We start from the raw sequence: 16,219 nt of genomic DNA, 5'->3' as shown, positions 1-16,219 counted from the left end.
AGGCTTGACGACATAATGCACAGTGATATACACAGACTTATCCACAGATATTGTGGACAAGTTGACGTAAAAAAATAATCAAGTTTTTTATTTTACGATTGAAGAGAAGTTTCTGAATACTCATGATGTATTTTGTATGAGTTGTTTTTTAAATGCGCAATGAGAGGCAGATTTTTATATCGGGCTTCGATTTACTCTCTAAAAATCATTTTGATAGAAAAGAATCCCCAAAGAGATGTATTCATTTGTTTAAATAAGTCTTAATAAAAAATGGCTTCAAAGTAGGGGGGTGGCTTTTGATAAGATTAAAACGAGATGAAAGCAAACTTATAGAATTACGCTAATAGTTCTAATCAGTAGCGCTTACACTGTATTCTATCTGGCCAATGAAACGGCCAAAACTATCTTATTATTCTTAATAATATATTTGTATTGTTTTATAAAACAGCTACTTATGTTATATTTATAGTGGCCAATAATCCGGCCATTTTTATGGTGCATAGTAATAAAAAGCCAGAGTTGATTTAAAAGAGTGAAATATAAACTATGAGTACATCTATTTCAGCGTTAACGCCCTATTTACCTAGTGATAACGCACTAGGTAAATCATCACTGCCTGATCAGGCTGTAGAGTTAAATAAACTGTCTGCGGGATTGATGGGGCAAATATCCCCAATTACTCTTGCTACGTTATCGCAATATATGTCAGTGATTAACTCGTTTTATTCTAACTTGATTGAGGGTAATGCTACTCGGCCTCATGAAATTAGGGCGGCACAACGAGAAGAATATAGTGATGATCCGATAAAACGTGATTTACAGAAGGAGTCATTAGCCCATATTTCGGTACAACAATGGTTACGTGAGAAAAGCCCTGATGTAGATACAATTTACAGTACGGCGTTTATCAAAGAATTACACATGCGCTTTTATCAACAAATACCCGAAAGCTTATGGTTGATTAAAAATGAGAAGGGGGATGTTGTTGATAAGGTAGTACCTGGTGAATGGCGAACATGCAAAGTAGATGTAGGTCGACATATTGCCCCAGACCATGAAGATGTTAATGATTTAATGGAGGGTTTTTGTGATATCTACCACTCCAAAAAATACCAGGGTGATCGTAAGTTGATTGCTGTAATGGCTGCGCATCACCGCTTTACTTGGATTCATCCTTTCATAGATGGTAATGGGCGTGTAGGGAGATTGTTAACCGATGCTGTATTAAAAGCGGTAGGTTTAGATAGTTATGGTGCATGGTTTTTGAGCAGAGGTTTGGCTAAGAGTTCAGTTAATTATAAAGCCTTGCTGGCAACTGCTGATGCACCTCGTCAGGGTGATCTTGATGGTCGTGGTGTCTTGACTGAAAAAGGCTTGCTTGGTTTTTGTGATTACATGCTGGCCACAGCGATTGATCAGGTTTCATATATTAGTCACTTACTTGATCTTAGTCTTTTGCGTAAGCGTATTGATGCGTATATTCAAGCCCGAAATGACTTTCGCGTGCCTAACATGACAGAGAGTTTAAAAACAAATGCTGCTTTAGTGCTACATACTGCATTTATTCAGGGTGAACTTGAACGTGCTCAGGCAGTGGAATTATGTGCAATGCCAGAACGCAGTGCGAGACGTTTATTAAGCCAGTTAAAAAAGGATGGTTTGTTAAGCGAAACAAGTAGCAAGTCACCATTACGCTGGGAAATACCTGAACATGCAGAGGCATTTTATTTTCCTCAATTAACGCCAGAGCTATAACTGGGTTAAATCAAAGTTGACATGTTGTAGGTAAAATAGTCAGCCAGGATAATGTTGGAGTATTTTGATGAAAACCCACAGGATGGGCTGTCAAACCCCATTATAAGCTTGGAATAACTTTGTATTAGGTTATGACGAGTTTACAAAGCGAGCGTATAAAACTACGCTAATCGCTTCTAACTTACTGTTTGGTAAAGCTTCTTGAGTGATAGATCGCTATAAATAACAGGCATAAAAAAAGCCTGTAACGAATAACGCTACAAGCCTTTGATATAAATGGTGCCGCAACCAAGAGTCGAACTCGGGACCTACTGATTACAAGTCAGTTGCTCTACCAACTGAGCTATTGCGGCGACGCGGTGCATTCTATTAAAGCTTTAGAAATTACGCAAGAAGAAAACTGTTTTTATTTGTAAAAAAATACCCGATTGAGGAAACCCTCAACCGGGTGGTATTTTGACCCCACATAACTTTATTATTATTGTTAGCCCGGCCATATTATTATTATTACGTCTGTGGCTGTTTATCTGAAGTCGTGGTCAATTCTACAGGGTGTCGCTGAATTGAAACTGAACCGTTCGTCATTTCCTTTTATTCATTCGAATTAACTGTAATTTTCTTTTCTATGATGGGTTTGGTTACGCCGTGGTTATACCAGCGCAGCACGTATACACCAGGCTTTGCGGGCATTTTCATGTAGTCTGATTGCTTGTTTTTGGTATAGATATATTTTTTTGTATTGTAGTTTGGCTTTTCACCTTCTGGCTGGATATTGATAAACGGATTATTTAATCCTTTTGGTGCTTCCCAGGATATTTCTATTTCTGTGTCTGCCTTTATCTCATCGGGTACGTTGATTGTGATGTCTGGCGCGATGAGTTTTATCGGGCGTTCTGCGATTGGGGTTCTATGATTTTTGTTATACCAGCGCAATACATAATCTCCCGCTTCTGAGGGGAGTCGTAGATAGTCCGAAGTATTCTTTTTGGTATAGATGTAATTTTTTGCGTTGTAGTTTGGTTTCTCATCGGCCAATTGAACATTGATGAAAGCATCCAGACCTTTTGGCGCATCCCAGGCTACTTCGATTTCTGTGCCTGCGATGGCTTCGTCATCGGCGCTTAGGGTGATTTCAACTGGTGTTACTTTTAATGGGCGTTCAGTGAGAATCTGTTGATCACTTTCGTTATACCAGCGCAATACATACTCTCCGGCTTCTGAAGGCATACGCATACTGGCTGATGTTTTCCCTTTGGTATAAAGATAGGGACGACTGTTGTAGCTGGGCTTTTCATCTGCCAGTTGTAAATTGATAACTGCTTTGGATGTTTTAGGCGCCACCCACGATAGATCGATTTCGGTTCCTGCTTGTGCTTCATCAGGTGCTGTGATGGTGATTTCCACCGGTGTTACTTTGAGTGGACGTTCAGCGAGAATCTGTTGGTCACTCTCGTTATACCAGCGCAATACATACTCTCCGGCTTGAGATGGCATGCGCATTGTGGCGGATGTTTTCCCTTTGGTATATAGATAGGGACGACTGTTGTAGTTCGGTTTTTCATCCGCCAGTTGTAAATTGATCACTGCTTTGGATGTTTTAGGCGCTTCCCACGATAGATCGATTTCGGTTCCCGCTTGTGCTTCATCTGGTGCTGTGATGGTGATTGCTACTGGCGTTAGTTTAATGGGACGTTCAGTGACAATCTGTTGGTCACTCTCGTTATACCAACGCAGTACATACTCTCCGGGTTCTGAAGGCATGCGCATACTGGCCGATGTTTTACCTTTTGTATAAAGGTAGGGGCGACTGTTATAGCTGGGCTTTTCATCTGCCAATCGTAAATTGATAACGGCTCTGGATGATTTTGGCGCTTCCCATGATAAATCGATTTCGGTTCCAACCCCGGCTTCATCAGGTGCTGTGATAGTGATCGCTGCTGCTGTTAATTTAATCGGGTGCTCAGCGACAATCTTTTGATCACTAATGTTATACCAACGCAGTACATAGTCACCTTCAATTGCCGGCATGCGCATGGTGGCGGATGTTTTACCCTTGGTATTAAGATAAGGACGACTGTGGTATTTGGGTTTTTCATCTGCCAGTTGTAAATTGATAACAGCCTGGGTTGATTTCGGAGCTTCCCACGATAGATCGATTTCGGTGCCAGTTTCAGCCTGATCAGGCGCATTGATGGTAATCACTGACTCTACTAATGTAATCGGTTTTTCCAGAACGATTTTCTGATCGCTACGGTTATACCAGCGCAGTATGTAATTTCCGGCGGTTGCTGGCATTCGCATAATTCTTTGTTTTTTCCTGTCATCAACAGAAAGATGCGGATTGCTGTGGAACCTTGGTTTATCGCCTTCCAGCTCCAGATTGATTTTGGCCTCTGTTGTTTTAGGTGCTTCCCAGGATAGTTCCAACTCGCTGCCTGTTCCTGCCTGATCCGGAGCATTCAAGGTAATGGTGGATTCGACAAGTGTGATCGGTTTTTCGGTGACTAGTTTTCGATCACTTTGGTTATACCAACGCAGTACATAATCGCCTGCGGTTGCAGGCATGCGCATGACTCCTTCTTTTTTCTTATTTTTGACATAGAGGTGCGGATTGCGGTGGAATTTCGGTTTGTCATCCGCCGCTTCCAGATTGATTTTTGCTTTGGCTTCTTTGGGTGCTATCCACGAAAGCTCAAGCTCGGTTCCGGTGCCAATTTCTTCTGGCGCGTTGATGACTATCTCCGCTTCTTTTAAAGTAATCGGATGTTCTGCCAATACCATTCTGTCCTGGTTGTCATAGAAGCGCAGTACGTATTCACCAGCGACAGAGGGTAACCGTAGTGTGGTTTCACTAATGCCTTTTGTGTGTTTTAACGGGCTGGCGTGGTATTTCGGTTCGTCCTCGCTGAGTTGCAGGTTGATTAAGCCTTTTAAGTCTTTGGGTGCTTCCCAGCTAACATCTAATTCTGTGCCTGTGATTGCTTCATTTGCCGCATTAATCACAACTTTGGGTAATTTTTTATTGAAGTTTATGCTGATCTTTTGATCGTTATCTTCGATGTTGACGGACGCTTCGCCTGAATAATTTCCACTTGTTCCACTGACTAGCCATTTTCCGGCAGTGATGGATTTTTCTGTCGTGACGATATTTTTACTATTATTGTCTGTTTCATCGCCTGCTAAGAGTATTTCTACACCAGCGCCTGAGCCTTCTAGACTGATGACTTCTTCGGTGTATTGATTGATGAGTTTCCAGTCGATTATTTTTGGGAAGACCTCACCGGTTTTCTCATCTATCGCACGTATTGATATGACTTTGGCTTTGACTACAATTTGCTTTAAGGCAACGCTGAGTTGTTCTGCGCTATCCGCTGGGAAGTACAGGCCGCCGGTATTTTCCGCAATACATTGAAGTTGTTCGCTGGTTTGTTTGTCGACACCAAAACCAATAACGTGCGCGGTAAAATTAACCCCGAGCTTTTCCAATTCAGCCGCTGTTTCACACGGGTCGGCATTACAGGTTTCTTTGCCATCACTGATGAGGATGACGGTGGCATCATCTTCGGTGAATTTTAATTCATTAGCAGCCATTTTAATGGAGGCACTAATCGGGGTTTTTCCCTTGGGATTAATTTTGTTCACCTTAGAAATCATCGCCGCTTTATTGTTTTTGCCAACAGGAACCAGCGTTTCTATGTCTGAACAATCGCCTTTTCTGCGGTGTCCGTAGGCAAGTAAGCCCAGCTGTTTTTCGTCATCCCAGTTTGTTACCACATCTGACAGTGTTTTCTTGGCTATCTCTATTTTTGTTTTACCATCTAATTGCCCCCACATACTGCCCGATGCATCAAAAACGATGATCGCTTTATCTTCTGCATTTGCAGAAACACTCGTCGCTAGGCTAAATAAACTGAAAAAGACGATGAAGAATAATTTACAGATTGGCGATTGGGGTGTCGCAGAATTAGCAAACGAGTTTGCGGTCATGATGGTCTCCACTCAAAATATTGTGTTTATGGGGCTTTCTCACACTAGAAAATATTGGAATATTTTCATGCGGGTTAACGCTGAGATAATGGAATCAACCCAGTTAAACAGAATAGAATGTTTTTTCTGCTGATTCTGTGAAATAAATCACGAAAAAAAATCATAGGGAAATAACAATAGAACGGGGTTACATTTGCTGATGTTTTTACTGATGTTTTTACTAATGTCTTTATTGATGTTTTTATTGATCTAGCCAGTCATTCTGTAAAAAAAGCCCTCAAAGTAGGGGGGTGCCAATATAAAAAATTCATAACGGTTAGCGCTATTTATTGTCCTGTATATTGCGCTGTATTAAGTCCGCTCGCAAAATCTCTGTTTGATTATTAATATTAATTTCATCTTCTTTTATTAATATGACTAAACTCATTAGTATGGGAAATCTATACATCTAAAAAAAAGATACGGAGTTTTATGACATTTGATCAAATGATAATAAGCGGCATTTTAGTAGTCGCACTGCTTCTTTTTGCCTGGGGGCGTTGGCGTTATGATTTAGTTGCCATGTTCTGTTTGATCGTGGCAGTTCTGTTTGGTGTGATTCCTGAAGAGGAGGCATTTACCGGCTTTGGCCATTCGGCTGTGGTTACGGTAGCGGCGGTGCTGATTTTGTCACAAGGTTTACAGAACGCTGGGGTGGTGAGCTTAATTACCGAGAAGATGAAACTCATCAGATTTACTCCTTTTTCCTTACTCGCCACAATAACCGCGGTTGTTACGGTACTTTCTGCATTTATGAATAATGTGGGGGCACTGGCGTTGATGCTACCGATTACGATGGTGGCAGCGAAGGAATATGATATTCCACCTGCGCGTTTACTCATGCCGCTTGCGTTTGGCAGTATTCTGGGTGGATTGACCACACTGATTGGTACGCCACCGAATATTATTATCGCGGCTTATCGGGCAAAAGTAACAGGCGAAGAATACGCCATGTTCGATTTTTCACCTGTCGGTGTTCCGGTTGCTATAGCAGGTGTGTTGTTTATTGTATTTATTGGTTGGCGTTTAATTCCTTCTGGTCGAATGACTAAAAACGCGTCGATAAATCTATTTGAAATAAATTCTTATCTCACCGAAATTCAGGTAAAAAAAGACAGCAAGTACATTGGCTCCAGACTGAAAGATTTACCCATGTTCAAAGGGCAGGATAGAACTGAAATCCTCGGCGTGGCGACACCGTCAACCTATGCGCGCAATGTAAATTTGACCTATAAAATTGCCGAAGATGATATTTTTATCATCCGTGCTGATCCAATAGAAATCAAGCCGCTGCTGGATAACCACGATTTTGAGTTACTCAATAGCGCGACGCATATCTACGACGAGCCAGACGAGCATACAACCATTCTTATGGAAGGGGTGATTACGCACGGGTCTCCTCTGGTAGGGCGAGATATCCGTTACTTCAGACGTTTATCGGGACGTTCTATCGCGCTGGTTGGTTTGGCACGAGACGGCGAAAGCGTGGTGAGTCGACTCCGTCAACTGGTATTCAAGTCAGGAGATGTGTTGCTGATACAAGGGCACGAAGAAACCATCGATGAACAATTCACCCAGATCGGTTTATTGCCATTAGCGCCACGTGCGATAGAGCTGGATAGAAGTCGAAAGGTGGTATTGGCAATGACGACTTTTGTCGGTGCGATTATTTTGGCGATGACCAATCTGGTTTCCTTACCGATCGCTTTTATACTTGCCGTGATGGTTTACGTGTTAACCGGTATTGTTCGCGTGCGTGAAGTCTATGAGCAGATAGATTGGGCGGTGCTGGTGTTATTGGCGGCGATGATTCCCGTCGGCAATGCTCTGGATTCAACCCATACTACCAAGCTAATTGCAGAAACCATGCTGGATCTTGTGGGTACGGATTCTCCAATCATTGTTTTGACGCTGATTTTAATCATCACCATGTTACTTTCCAGTGTGGTGAATAATGCCGCCACTGCCTTGGTTATGGCGCCAATTTCGGTTGCCGCGGCACAAACCATGGGAGTAAATATCGATGGGTTTTTGATGGCAGTCGCCGTCGGGGCGTCTTGTGCGTTTTTGACTCCCGTCGGGCATCAATCCAATACGCTGGTGATGGGGCCGGGTGGCTATCAATTTGGTGATTACTGGCGCATGGGCTTGCCGCTTGAAATTCTGATTATTGTCATTACTATTCCATTGATTTTATTGGCCTGGCCGCTATAGACTTAAGCTGTAACGGTTATTCTGAATACGTTATTGGGTAATCATGGCTTTTGTCATTAAAAAAAACGCCTCAAAGTAGGGGGGTGTATAAGCCATTTAAGTAAGAACTTTAAACATCTAGAAGGAATCGAATAATGACGTTTGTAGTGACAGAAGATTGCATCAAATGCAAATACACTGACTGTGTCGATGTTTGTCCGGTTGAGTGTTTTCACGAAGGCCCCGAAATGTTGGTGATAGATCCAGAGGAATGCATCGACTGTGCCTTGTGTGTGCCCGAATGCCCGATCGATGCTATTTTTGATGAAGTCGACTTACCCGATGATCAATTGAAATTTATAAAAATAAACGCAGATCTATCCGCCGAATGGCCGGTGATCGAAGGCATGATTCCTGCGCCTGAAGACGCCGAAGAATGGGAAGGCGTACCCGATAAAATTCAGTATTTGGCTGAATTTTTAGAGGATATGGAAGAAGATTAAGGGGAAGTCATTGATCGTTATGTGAAAAAACTCGCTTCGAAAAAACCTAGCCTGCAAGAAGCTTGTGGTTAATATATAATGCCCGAACAATATAATAATTCTAAATCTATAAAAACTGGGCGCTATTAAGAAAAGATACACTTTAATCAGCAACTAAATCTCAATCTTGAGGCGTTCTTACCTTTATATTTTAACGTGAGGATAAGATGAAAAAGAAGCACATCAGTTTAGCTCTATTGTTGATACCTGTTGTTGCATACGCAGCAGCAACACTACGCACCAGTTCTGGATTTTATTATCCCAGTGATAAAACTCACGCAGAATCGAGTTATATTGGTTTCGGCGATGCAAATGTAAATTTCGGAAACCGATGCCATCTAGCAAACGATTATAATCTGGCAGAAGGAAGTCCCGTCTATGCCGTCGGTTTAGGTGTGGTGGAAAGCACTTCTACATCAATCCCTTTTTATGGGGGCGATGATGGTACGCCAGGTGGTGTGGTTGTCATTAAATATACCAAATCAGACGATACTTTCTTTTACGCCTTATATGGTCATATCAAAAACTTCACCGTTAACGTGGGGGATACGGTAACCGGTGGACAAAAAATAGCAGAAGTTGGCGCCTATACATCGGGTGGCAGTGCGCTTCCACACTTACATTTTGGTATTAGTAATTCATCGCCAAGTCTGGAAGGTTATACACCTTCGACCGCATGTACTGATTACCTGGGCTATGTTGATCCAGAGCCCTATCTAATCACTAATTCACCTAAGTTAAGCCCGGCAGAAACATGTGTTGCCGTTGATGATGCCGATGACACATTGGTAAATACTATTCTAACAACTGCCAGTGTATTGGCGAATGACACCGATACTGATGGTGATACATTAACCGTATCAACAGCTGATACGACATCGGCTAATGGTCAGACGATTACCAATAACGGCGACGGTACCTTTACTTATACGCCCGCAATAGATTTTGTGGGAACGGATTTTTTCAACTACACCGTTACGGATAGCAATGGTTGTAATGATGAGGCTGTATTTACTATTTCTGTAAAAGCGGATTCAAATACAACGGATTCGGATTCGGATTCGGAGTCGAGTAGTTCTGGCGGAGGAAGCCTGAATACTATGGGTTTGATTTCATTATTGGGATTACTGTTAATCAGACGTTTCAGAAAGTTAAGCCTCAAGTAAAAGATGTAATACAAACACTGCAATACAAACACTCATTGAGGTTTACTTAAAACAAAGAGGTGTATTTTATTTTTGATACGCCTCTTTTCTAATCCTTTTCTAATCCTTTTCTAATCCTTTTCTAACTCATTTCAAAACCTCTTTTCTAAGCTGTTTTTCTATATTTCCCGCTCGGTTATTTTCAGCTCATAAATACAGGGTGTATTCGCGCTGTCGGATTGTAAAAATAGATTAAGTATATAAATACTGTAAAAATAAGTAATTATGGGCATAATCTCGGGAATTAATTTAATGGATATTTTGATATAAAAGGGGATCAAATGAAGCTTAATTCACAAAAAGGGCTTATCTCAGCTCTAGCTATTAGTGTGCTACTTATCGGTTGTGGTGGCACTAAAACGGATGAAATCAAACAGGTTGTTACGCAAAAAGCATCTACAGCTAATAGCTCTGCCAGCTTTCAAAAAATAGATGTTGTCGTGGGTGATGGGTCAGTCGCTACCGCAGGGCAAACAGTTTCTGTTCATTACACTGGCTGGTTATTCGAGCCTGACGCTTCTGATAATCATGGCACGAAATTCGATAGCTCTGTAGATCGTGGTCAACCATTTCAGTTTCCTTTAGGCGGCGGTCGCGTTATCAAAGGCTGGGATCAAGGTGTTGAAGGAATGAAAGTTGGCGGAAAACGAACCCTTATTATTCCACCAGAAATGGGTTATGGCGCACGTGGTGCCGGGCGCGTTATTCCGCCTAATGCTACCTTGATTTTCGACGTTGAATTACTTGGCGTTGAATAGATAATTTATTATCAAATTCAGATACCTATAGAAAAAACAGCTGTAAGTAGGGGGGTGGTATTTCATATCGCTCCCTTGCTTAATTATTGAATTATTTAATTAATTTGAGGTTTAGTCGAAAAAAAACAACATTCTGTGAACAAATCCACTGAAATCAATCACTAAGATTATATTGTACGACAAATATAAAAAATCACAGGGATTTTGGTAAAACTTCAGCAGATGTTAATTAATAATAAAAAAATTAAAGGAATAAAGAATGGCCATATTTTGGGCATATTCCTGTCTGCACTTTTGATAAGTGCCTGCAACAATGATGATAGTAGCGCAGACTCTGATAGTCACACCGCCAAGCCTCAATCTTTACTATCCACATCTGTTAATTCGACTACAGATCAGAGCAATAACAACACAGAAAAACACAATGATCCAAATGAAATAAAAACCTGGCATGGTCAGGATTTTGGTTTTGTATCAGAAGATCACCCTGCCATTAACAAAATCGAAGCACTGATTGCGCTGGGTAAAATTAATGCGGCTACGATTAGTTATCGCAATACATCGACGTTTTTGAGTAGTCAGGCGAGTGATAGCGATGTAAATTTATGGAGTAATCACGCCGCTGCGAGTATCAACGAAGATGTGTTAGCTATTTATGATTCTCTCGAATTGGTTTTTAGAAATAATAATATCAAACCCTTCAAAGAGTCACTGGAGCAACTAGCCAAACCAGAAACAATTGAGATTTACACCCGCAACAGTAATGACAATAGTATTCGCCAACAAAAAAATGAAATCACACAGGCTTCACGTATCATTTCGGCATCTATCTCAAATGCTATTTCAGTATTAGAACCTTCGCGCAAAGAATACATTCTTGCAGGCTCAGTAATGCTCAATGAGAGTGGTAAAAATTTACAGGAAGCTTTGTCTAAAGATGGCATGATTACTAATCCTAGTAAGCATCAGCTCGGGATTAGCCAGATAGATGGCGCCTTAAGCCTCATCCCTAAATTTGCTATTGATCAGTGTGAGAAGCAGCGCCAGATATCTCAGGCGTATCGAGATAACACCAACGAAATCGTAGAACAGTTAACGTCTTTTGATAACAAACCGGCGCAAGCGGATGTGAATGATATTTATGCATTGGCTAAGAAAACTGAAGATATGGCAAAAACCTTACCTGAGAAAGACCTGGATATTTGTAAATAAGGTTTTGTGGTTTAGTGTTCGACCTTTATTACGTATTTAACGTATTTAATTTTTTCAAGTTAAACAAATCAGAATCTGCTTAAACGCTCAGGTCGTTTTTAAAACTCAAACAGTTTATAAGTATTTCTGAGCCATTTAATCCTGAGATCGATTGATTTTCTGCCTTTTTTATTAATCTGGTTCTATACTGTTTTTAATCACCGTTTTTGATGATCTATTTTTAATGATCTATTTTTAATGATCTATTTTTAATGATCTATTTTTAATGATCTATTTTAATGACCTATCGATTTAAGCCAGAAAATTAAATGACAGATAGGTATGGGCAATTTAATAATAATTTTAAATGTAGTTGGTTATGAATGAGTAAGCGACATATTGTTTTTGTACCGGGGAAGAATCCTAAACCTCCTGCTGATCTTCATCAGAATTTGCTTTGGCAAACATTGGTCGAAGGCGTCAGAAGAGTGGAACCAGATGTGGCTGAAGATCTAGCTGCACACGATGAATATTTCAAATTCATCAACTGGAATTACACTTATTATCAAAGCCGCGAAGATATCGAAACACATAGACCCTGGGTTGAGAAAATGCTGGAGAAGGGCGGCCCCAGTGATCTGGATATAGAACAGGCAAATGCCTGGCGACATCGTCTTGATATGTTTATGTACAACACGGTGGACAGTTCGCCAGTTTTACTACGCTTGTTGCGGGGTAAATTAAAAGAGACAGCGCTAGACACGAATCGTTATTTTGAAAATGAAGACAAAATAGCGAGTCATATTCGCGAACAACTTAAAGAAGAACTTAGGCCATTATTAGAAAAGGGTCATAAGGTATTACTCATTGGCCATAGTATGGGCACCATCATTAGTTATGACACACTGTGGGCATTGTCTAATCTGGAACATTTGCCGGGCAAGGTTGATTTGTTTTTAACCCTGGGCAGTCCATTGGGAATGAATTATGTGCAATCCCGTTTAATGGGTAATCACATGTCTGGCGAGCATAAATACCCTAGCAATATTCGCTATTGGATAAATATCGCTGCAGACGGCGACTTGATTGCGCTTGATCGCTTTCTGGCTAATGATTATAAAAGAATGGTCGATTACGGAATATTAGAAGCCATTGAAGACCAGTCAGAAGGTGTTTATAACTATTTTCATGATGAGTCAGGTTTAAATTGTCACCGTTCCTACGGCTATCTTATCAATCATAAAGTCAGTCAGGTCATTGCAAATTGGTGGCAGAGTACTGAATAGAAGCAATAATTTTGCAACAGACTAATCTACCGATTATAGACATTTGTCATTTTTTAAAACCTTTAGTGGCGCTATCCTTTAATTATTCAGTACCCGATTGTAGGTCTGAAAAGTAGAGGATTTAATGATGAAAAAACAATTTCTTGATAAACCCATATCTAATACCAAAAATACTAAAATAACGACCACGGTGGTTAAGCTTATGGGCGGTGGTTTAATCGCTGCGACGATGCTTGGCGCTGTGACTGGTTGTAGTAATGGTAGCGGTAGCACCGTCGTGACAGCCGCTGCGCCTGCTCCTTATTATTATCCATACGACTATTATTATTACCCTTATTCTCGAGTTTATTTCAGTATTTCAACGGGTTATTACTATTACCCGGATGGAACTAACTGGATTAAGGTTAGGACGTTACCCCCTCATTTTCGTTTAAACCCAGTAAATCGCGTAACGGTTAGATTAAAAACGAATCAACCACCGTATAGATTCCATAATGTTCATCGCAAACAATATGTTCCACGTTCAAGGGTACGGGTTGATCCTAGAAGAGATAGAATTGAACGTAATGCCAATCTTAACAGGTACAAAAACTACCGTAGGCGTTAAAACTAGATCTTTTATTCGACTTTTATTTGTCATTTATATGTCATCTTTTCATAGACTAATCCGATTTTGTAGAGAGTCGGGTTAGTTAGATGTTGTGAAGAAATTATCGATTTCACACTTGAATCGTTAGGCGTTACAGTTATTTATAAAAAGTAAATTACAAATCAATTACATTTTCATCTAAGCTATTAGAGGAGACAAGTAGAAGAGAACATGTAGAAGAGAACAAGTTTAATCGATGTTACAGTCTCGTTTATCAAATTCGAAGTTGGAGGAAGTATGAATAAGTGGTTTAAATCTCTTAGTACTACATTACTGGCAGTTATTCTGTTGTTTGGAGTAACAGCGTGTGATGACACAACGGTCCGATCGCCTTCTTATGGCTCGTCTTATTATCAGCCTTACGATTACTACTATTACCCACAATCCAGAATCTATCTGAATATTTCAACGGGTTATTATTTTTACCCTTATAAAAACCGCTGGCGAAAAGTCAGGTCACTTCCTCGTAGTTATCACCTTGATCGTAGAGATCGTGTAAAGATTCGAATCAAGTCGAAAGACCGTCCTTATGCTAGGCATAGTGAACACCGCAAGAAATATGTACCACGCAGATATAATCGTGACCAGCGTTATTACCGTGATAAAAACAAATACAAGAATCGCACTAAGGTTAAGGTAAAAAGCACTTACGATTATTACTATTACCCGGGATCAAGGGTTTATTACAATGCAAAATCCGGGTATTACTACTACCCAGGTCGTAAGTCTTGGAAGCGTACTAAACGTGTTCCTAAAAACTATCGTTTGAATCATAAGGAACGCGTAAAAGTAAAAGTAAAATCAAGAGATAAGCCTTATCTAAACCATAGCGTGCATCGTGCCCGATATGTACCGCGTAATAATTACAATAAGAATAAAGTAATAAAACGGAGTGTTTTCAATCGCAAAGTTAAAGATTATGAAAAAGGTGGCATGTAAATCGACCAATAACTAGTAGACCAATACAAAATAGTTATAATTTTTTACAACAATTAATCCCCTACTTGTATGACACGAGTAGGGGGCTTTTACCAATTACAGTTAACGCTTATCACAAACATTATTAACTGATCTTTTATAATGATCTTCTTTTATAACTAGCTTCTTATATGACAGAAACCACACATTCCTTTTTATCTCGCTGTATTTTGTTGATCGTTATATTTCTAGGCTTAACATTTTCAGCAAGCTCAATACACGCGGATGCTATCAATGATTTACTGGGTGGTGCAAAAGCGACGAGTAGTGAGGAAGAAACCAGTACTAAAGTCATAACTACTGATGATACCCGTGTCAGTGATAGAAAAATCCGCAGCCGTTTAAGTGAAATTTTTGCAGAACTGGAAACGCTCGATAAATTAAACATAGACGTCAATAAAGGTGTAGTAACACTCAGCGGTGAAGTTTCTTCTTCTACGGTTGAGGCAAAAGCCAATAGCCTTGCAAAAAAAGTTGAAGGCGTTGTCGAAGTTGAAAATGAGATTACCGTCACCCAAAGCGTTGAAAAACGTCTGGAAACCACCTGGAATAAAAGTACCGCATTAGGTAATAAAATTATCACCGCATTGCCATTATTAGTCTTGGCGTTTACGGTTTTCATCATAATGTGGTTTATTGGACGGTGGATATCTCGCCGGGAAAAGTTATATAGCTACTTCACCAAAAATGCCTTTATTGCCAATCTCTTAGGTCAGATTACTCACCTGATTTTTATCGTCATTGGGTTGGTGTTGGCATTGTCTCTACTCGATGCGACAGCTTTACTGGGCACCATTATGGGGGCCGCAGGTATCTTTGGTTTGGCCATTGGTTTTGCCGTTCGTGACACTGTTGAAAACTATATTGCCAGTATTTTATTAAGCTTGAGAAATCCGTTTCAGGTTAAAGATTTTGTGGATATCAATGGTAATCAGGGGAGCGTTGCGCGCTTAACTTCTCGAGCGACCATCTTGATTACAGCTGATGGAAATCATTTACGCATACCAAATTCTGAAGTGTATAAAGCGGTGATTGTAAACTTTACCCGAAATTCGGAAAGGCGTTTTACATTTGATATCGGTGTCGATGCAGCTCAGGATTTAACTGAAGCACAACAACTAGCGGTTAATACCCTGATTCAAATAGAAGGCGTTCTTGATGATCCTAAGCCAATGGCGTTAATCGAAGAATTAGGTGACTTTAATGTTCTTTTGCGCATATATGGCTGGGTCGATCAGGATCATTTCAGTTTTTCCAAGGTCCGCAGTGAAGCGATTAAGAAATCAAAACAGGCCTTCGATGATGCCGATATCATTATGCCAGAACCAATTTATCAGGTGCGGATGACAGACAATACCAGCGCATCATCAACCAAGAAAAAACAAACAATAAAACCTGCAACTAAAGCTAAACGTATTAGTGATGAAACGGTTGATTTAAAGCCAGATGATACCGCTATCGATCAAATAGAAGAGGAGTTTGCTGAAGGCGATCAGCAAAACCTGTTGAGTGAACAAGCACCTAACGAGTAAAGCATTTCTTTAGTGGACGAGATACGTCTACAAGATAAAAAAATAATAGCATTTTGTAAGATCAGTATGTAGATCATTGAAAATACACCCCCCCACTTTGAGGG

Annotated in this window: 11 protein-coding genes and 1 tRNA gene; 10 read left to right on the top strand and 2 right to left on the bottom strand. The window is 40.4% G+C overall.

All coding sequences use genetic code 11. The features are described 5' to 3' along the window. Nucleotides 1-546 precede the first annotated feature (546 nt). Entirely contained in the window at nt 547-1,755 is a 1,209-nt protein-coding gene (locus EV695_RS11040) for a Fic family protein (RefSeq protein WP_131905970.1), read from the top strand. Between the two features lie 277 nt (nt 1,756-2,032). Here EV695_RS11040 and EV695_RS11035 read toward each other — a convergent pair. Together EV695_RS11035 and EV695_RS11030 are read right to left on the bottom strand one after the other, a co-directional pair. Further along, nucleotides 2,033-2,108, bottom strand: a tRNA-Thr gene (locus EV695_RS11035). 238 nt (nt 2,109-2,346) lie between these two features. Next, nucleotides 2,347-5,742 (bottom strand): vWA domain-containing protein, encoded by a 3,396-nt coding sequence (locus tag EV695_RS11030; RefSeq protein ID WP_131905969.1) that lies wholly within the window; start codon nt 5,740-5,742, stop codon nt 2,347-2,349. 471 nt (nt 5,743-6,213) lie between these two features. Here EV695_RS11030 and EV695_RS11025 point away from each other — a divergent pair, with 471 nt between their 5' ends. The 9 genes from EV695_RS11025 to EV695_RS10985 all read left to right on the top strand — a co-directional run bounded on the left by EV695_RS11025 (nt 6,214) and on the right by EV695_RS10985 (nt 16,115). Further along, nucleotides 6,214-7,995: an SLC13 family permease gene (locus EV695_RS11025; RefSeq protein ID WP_131905968.1), complete on the top strand. Its 1,782-nt coding sequence runs from the start codon at nt 6,214-6,216 to the stop codon at nt 7,993-7,995. A gap of 134 nt (nt 7,996-8,129) precedes the next feature. Beyond that, nucleotides 8,130-8,477 carry a ferredoxin FdxA gene (fdxA, locus tag EV695_RS11020; RefSeq protein ID WP_131905967.1) on the top strand — a complete coding sequence of 116 codons (348 nt, stop codon included), beginning with the start codon at nt 8,130-8,132 and terminating at the stop codon, nt 8,475-8,477. A gap of 206 nt (nt 8,478-8,683) precedes the next feature. Continuing rightward, complete coding sequence (locus EV695_RS11015; RefSeq protein WP_131905966.1) at nt 8,684-9,682, top strand: cadherin-like domain-containing protein; 999 nt, start codon at nt 8,684-8,686, stop codon at nt 9,680-9,682. Nucleotides 9,683-10,002: 320 nt separating this feature from the next. Further along, nucleotides 10,003-10,479: an FKBP-type peptidyl-prolyl cis-trans isomerase gene (locus tag EV695_RS11010; RefSeq protein ID WP_131905965.1), complete on the top strand. Its 477-nt coding sequence runs from the start codon at nt 10,003-10,005 to the stop codon at nt 10,477-10,479. Between the two features lie 222 nt (nt 10,480-10,701). Continuing rightward, nucleotides 10,702-11,691, top strand: a complete 990-nt coding sequence (locus EV695_RS11005; protein ID WP_131905964.1) for a hypothetical protein — start codon at nt 10,702-10,704, stop codon at nt 11,689-11,691. Nucleotides 11,692-12,053: 362 nt separating this feature from the next. Further along, the gene (locus EV695_RS11000) at nt 12,054-12,956 is read left to right on the top strand and encodes an alpha/beta hydrolase family protein (RefSeq protein WP_131905963.1); all 903 of its coding nucleotides are present in this window, start codon (nt 12,054-12,056) and stop codon (nt 12,954-12,956) included. Nucleotides 12,957-13,083: 127 nt separating this feature from the next. After that, nucleotides 13,084-13,563 (top strand): hypothetical protein, encoded by a 480-nt coding sequence (locus tag EV695_RS10995; RefSeq protein WP_131905962.1) that lies wholly within the window; start codon nt 13,084-13,086, stop codon nt 13,561-13,563. Nucleotides 13,564-13,842: 279 nt separating this feature from the next. Next, complete coding sequence (locus EV695_RS10990) at nt 13,843-14,544, top strand: hypothetical protein (protein ID WP_131905961.1); 702 nt, start codon at nt 13,843-13,845, stop codon at nt 14,542-14,544. 170 nt (nt 14,545-14,714) lie between these two features. Next, nucleotides 14,715-16,115 carry a mechanosensitive ion channel domain-containing protein gene (locus EV695_RS10985; protein WP_165874686.1) on the top strand — a complete coding sequence of 467 codons (1,401 nt, stop codon included), beginning with the start codon at nt 14,715-14,717 and terminating at the stop codon, nt 16,113-16,115. The last annotated feature ends 104 nt before the right edge of the window (nt 16,116-16,219 follow it).

The organism is Cocleimonas flava, assembly GCF_004339015.1.
Classification (GTDB): domain Bacteria; phylum Pseudomonadota; class Gammaproteobacteria; order Thiotrichales; family Thiotrichaceae; genus Cocleimonas; species Cocleimonas flava.
Note: the sequence above shows the minus strand (reverse complement) of the source record. Positions and strands in the feature narration are given on the sequence as shown.

Coding starts and splice junctions, on each gene's coding strand:
- EV695_RS10985 (WP_165874686.1), top strand. CDS start 14,715: ATGACAGAAACCACACATTCCTTTTTATCTCGCTGTATTTTGTTGATC.
- EV695_RS11015 (WP_131905966.1), top strand. CDS start 8,684: ATGAAAAAGAAGCACATCAGTTTAGCTCTATTGTTGATACCTGTTGTT.
- EV695_RS10990 (WP_131905961.1), top strand. CDS start 13,843: ATGAATAAGTGGTTTAAATCTCTTAGTACTACATTACTGGCAGTTATT.
- EV695_RS11030 (WP_131905969.1), bottom strand. CDS start 5,742: ATGACCGCAAACTCGTTTGCTAATTCTGCGACACCCCAATCGCCAATC.
- EV695_RS11025 (WP_131905968.1), top strand. CDS start 6,214: ATGACATTTGATCAAATGATAATAAGCGGCATTTTAGTAGTCGCACTG.
- EV695_RS11000 (WP_131905963.1), top strand. CDS start 12,054: ATGAGTAAGCGACATATTGTTTTTGTACCGGGGAAGAATCCTAAACCT.
- EV695_RS10995 (WP_131905962.1), top strand. CDS start 13,084: ATGAAAAAACAATTTCTTGATAAACCCATATCTAATACCAAAAATACT.
- EV695_RS11005 (WP_131905964.1), top strand. CDS start 10,702: ATGTTAATTAATAATAAAAAAATTAAAGGAATAAAGAATGGCCATATT.
- fdxA (WP_131905967.1), top strand. CDS start 8,130: ATGACGTTTGTAGTGACAGAAGATTGCATCAAATGCAAATACACTGAC.
- EV695_RS11010 (WP_131905965.1), top strand. CDS start 10,003: ATGAAGCTTAATTCACAAAAAGGGCTTATCTCAGCTCTAGCTATTAGT.
- EV695_RS11040 (WP_131905970.1), top strand. CDS start 547: ATGAGTACATCTATTTCAGCGTTAACGCCCTATTTACCTAGTGATAAC.